This is a genomic window from Acetivibrio straminisolvens JCM 21531, from assembly GCF_000521465.1.
Taxonomy (GTDB): Bacteria; Bacillota; Clostridia; order Acetivibrionales; family Acetivibrionaceae; genus Hungateiclostridium; species Hungateiclostridium straminisolvens.
This window is the reverse complement of the sequence record NZ_BAVR01000116.1, coordinates 1-3,654: the sequence shown is the minus strand read 5'-3', so window position 1 is coordinate 3,654 and position 3,654 is coordinate 1. Positions and strand designations below refer to the sequence as shown.

The 3,654-nt window shown below is 35.9% G+C and carries 4 protein-coding genes and 1 pseudogene; all 5 read left to right on the top strand.

The genetic code is table 11. From position 1 onward, the window contains the following. A partial coding sequence (locus JCM21531_RS16730) for a DUF5702 domain-containing protein (RefSeq protein WP_038291517.1) occupies nucleotides 1-220 on the top strand: 220 nt, incomplete at its 5' end. A 36-nt stretch (nucleotides 221-256) separates the two neighbouring features. Further along, on the top strand, nucleotides 257-826 hold the full coding sequence (locus JCM21531_RS16725; protein ID WP_094184850.1) for a hypothetical protein: 570 nt from the start codon (nucleotides 257-259) through the stop codon (nucleotides 824-826). A 152-nt stretch (nucleotides 827-978) separates the two neighbouring features. Then, nucleotides 979-2,257: pseudogene (locus JCM21531_RS18125) on the top strand (IS110 family RNA-guided transposase). A 469-nt stretch (nucleotides 2,258-2,726) separates the two neighbouring features. After that, the gene (locus JCM21531_RS23225; RefSeq protein ID WP_243467881.1) at nucleotides 2,727-3,221 is read left to right on the top strand and encodes a DUF5702 domain-containing protein; all 495 of its coding nucleotides are present in this window, start codon (nucleotides 2,727-2,729) and stop codon (nucleotides 3,219-3,221) included. 41 nt (nucleotides 3,222-3,262) lie between these two features. Continuing rightward, nucleotides 3,263-3,654 (top strand): hypothetical protein (locus tag JCM21531_RS16705; RefSeq protein ID WP_439644320.1); only part of this gene is annotated, 392 nt, incomplete at its 3' end.

Here is a 3,654-nt window from a genome sequence, read left to right as displayed (position 1 = left end):
GGTAAAGATGAAAAGAATAGCTGATTTGATACAGGTAAATATGAGAACTTCTTCAGGAAATAAAACTTTTAGGTTGTCAGAATGCAGTACATATATGCGTATTGAATCTTCGATTTCAATAAAATATTTGTTTGCAACAAAACCTTTTATTCCAAAGGAGTTTAGAACTGAAGATGGAAAAAGAATAAAGTTTGATGTTATCCTGTATAAGGGATATTAACATAAAAATATGATTTAAAGGAGAGGGATGTTGAAAATGGTCAGAGTAAAATCAATATTGATAGTAGTAATAGTGTGTGCAGTATTTTTATTATCAGCTTGTGGTAAGAGTGAAGAAGGAAGTAATCAACCTTCCAGTACACAGAATTCAAATTCGATACAGACCGTACAGGAGACAGAAAATAAAGAAGAAAAGACTAATGCGGAGAAATTTTTGGAATATGCTATAAAAGCTGCTGATTTAAGAAATTTTACTAAAACAGGTAATTATGCTGGAGTTATGACTACATTGCATGATATATATGAAGAAGATATTGTAAATCCATACACTGGAGGTAAGATGCTGTATGTTATGAATAGAACGAGAACGTATTTGAAAAATAGTGATGCTTCTGTGACAAGAGGACTAGGTGTTGACTGTATAGTAGTGGATGATTATATGACACAACTTAAAAAATTAGATACATCTGAGGTGACTTATTGCGTAAATCCAGAAAGTAAAGGTATGGTTATTGCAATTTGGCTCATTGACGGTGTATACATATATGAAATTGATGAAAATGGTCAAAAAATAAATGAAATCAAGCATTTCTTTGAAAAGGAATAAGAATAAAACAAAACTTTCATGTAAGTAACACATATGGAGCATTCCTATAAAGAAGCAAAATGACTTTTGAAAAAATAGATGCCTGACTGTAAAATTTGAAATGTGAGTTGCGACCAAGTAACCACAAATCAAAAACACAGGGGGCATCCAATATGAATTATACACAGAATGAAAAGATTTTGCAAATTAAAGAAACAACGCTGATCGTCGGAGTTGGCATCGGTAGTGAGAAACATTACGCTAGAGCTTTCAATTTCAGAGGAGTAGAGTATGGAAAGTTGTTGATTTTCGATAACAATGCTGAAGGAATTGCAAAGCTCGAAGAATGGACCGCGAAGATAGCAAAATCCAACGGCTTTACTGAGGTGATACTCGGAATGGAGCCGACAGGACACTATTGGTTCAACCTAGCTGAGAATGTTAAGAAGAACGGAATGAGCATTGTATTAGTAAATCCACATCATGTGAAGAAAAGTAAAGAACTGGATGATAACAATCCAACCAAGAGTGACCGAAAAGACCCAAAAACCATAGCAATGCTGGTCAAGGATGGGAGATATATTGAGCCATATATTCCGGAAGGCATTTACAAGGAGCTACGGTTGGCCATGGACAGCCGATGGCGGCTTGTAAAAGAACTTTCAGCTATCAGGAACCGTATCAGTCGGTGGATATGTATCCATTACCCTGAATTCACCAAGGTGTTTGGCGATTGGGAGGGAAGGCTGCTCTGTTGATACTGAACGAATGCCCGACACCCAAAAAGGTTATTGAAAAAGGAATTGAAGGTATCATAGCTATCTGGAAGAAACACAAGATAAGGGCTGTAGGAATAAAAAGGGCCGAGAAGCTTCTCGAATCTGCTAAGACTTCCATTGGGACATCAGAGGGTTTGGTATCTGCAGAAAATGAACTTTCAATGTTACTAGAAGACTATGGGAGCAAAATACGATAGCTTGAAATAACAATGGCTCTAATAGAGGAACTGGCAAAGCAGATTCCGGGGTATGAGAAGATGATAGAAATCAAAGGTGTAGGCCTCATAGTAGCTGCAGGCTTTCTGGCAGAGGTAGGTGATATCTCTAGATTCAGTCATCCAAAGCAGATGCAAAAGCTATCCGGCTAAGCCTCAAAGAGAACAGTTCCGGAAAACATAAGGGTCAGACAACCATATGCAAACGTGGAGGGAAGCGACTGCGATACTATTTGACATTCGGTATTATGCCCTTGCTGTCTAAGAATGAGGAATTTCGAGCCTTACACCAATATTATACGGCCAGAAAGGGAAGACCCTTGAAGAAGATGCAGTCTTTGATTGCATTGAGCAATAAGCTAATACGGATATTTTATGCAATACTGACGAAAGACATAGTGTACGATCCACAAAAGATGATGAGTGATATAAAAAGGCCGGAAGTAAAAGCAGCATAATCTATATCTCATATGAAAGAATACATCGCTTTCGTAGGCCAGTCAAGGGGAAGACTGCGTTCAGCTTGAGCCGACTCTTGGCAGTGATACAAAAGCGATAGGATATATAATCAAGCTGTGGAAGCAGTAAAAGTAAAACTGATGTTTTCACTTTGAATGATAGATTTGAACTTTGACAAGATGAGCCGGATAGTCGGGATGAATTTACACCATAAGGGCTAAGACCCCGTGATGGAGCTTGACTGACATCCACCTCACGGACAGACAGAATGAAGGAATTAAGGGCATTGACCCAGTTAGATTTAGAAGGTTTGTTGCTGGAGTTTATGTGGATACCAATGGCCGCGATATTGAAAAGAGGACGCAGTTTTATTGGGACACACATTATCATCCATAATTGTGCAGTAATACAATATCTGTCCAAGCGACTTGTTTTGAAATAAGTGAAAATCTAAGAATGAGTGAGAAAATGAAAGAAAAGCGAAGATTTATTAAGGAGGCAAAAAAGAAAGTAAAATATAATATAAAAAATAGAATTGAAGATTATAAGACAAATTTAGTTAATAAGTTTAAAGAGACATTTAAAAAAGCTTCTGACAAGGGAAAAGAGGAAGTAATTAAATTTATTGATTCTATTGGCAATACAAGTGATTCAGAGGTAATGAAGACAAACTTGAAGAGTTCTTTTCTTTCTATGAAGTATACTGATTACCTTAGGTTATTTTTACTTTTCACAAACATGGATGTAAAGATGAAAAGAATAGCTGATTTGATACAAGTAAATATGAGGGCTTTTTCGGGAAGCAAAACTTTTAAAATATCAGAATGCAGTACATATATGCGTATTGAGTCTTCAGTTTCTATAAAATACTTGTTTGCAACAAAACCTTTTATGCCAAAGGAACTAAGGACTGAAGATGGAAAAAGAATAAAGTTTGATGTTACTTTTTATAAAGGGTATTAACATAAAAATATAATTTTATAAAAAAGAAGGGGATGTTAGAAGTGCTTAGAGCAAAATTAATGTTAGTAGCAGCAATAGTATGTGCAATGTCTTTATTATCTGCTTGCAGTAAAAATGAAGAAGGAAATAATCAACCTTCTAGTACACCGAGAAAAAACTCGATCCAGAGTACGCAGGAGATAAAAGATAAAAAAGAAAAAACTAATGCAGAAAAGTTTTTGGAATATGCTATAAAGGCTGCTGATTTGAGGAATTTTACAAAAACAGGTAATTATGCAGGGGTTATAAAAACGTTGCGTGATATATATGAAGATGACATTGTAAATCCTTACACTGGAGCTACTTCAATATATGCGATGAATAGGACAATATCTTATATGGATAATGACGATATGTCCGTGACAAGAGGGTATAGCGTTGATTGTGTAGTAAT

What these genes read in the sequence shown, in the direction of transcription:
- JCM21531_RS16725 (WP_094184850.1), top strand. Translation starts at nt 257, where the DNA reads ATGGTCAGAGTAAAATCAATATTGATAGTAGTAATAGTGTGTGCAGTA.
- JCM21531_RS23225 (WP_243467881.1), top strand. Translation starts at nt 2,727, where the DNA reads ATGAAAGAAAAGCGAAGATTTATTAAGGAGGCAAAAAAGAAAGTAAAA.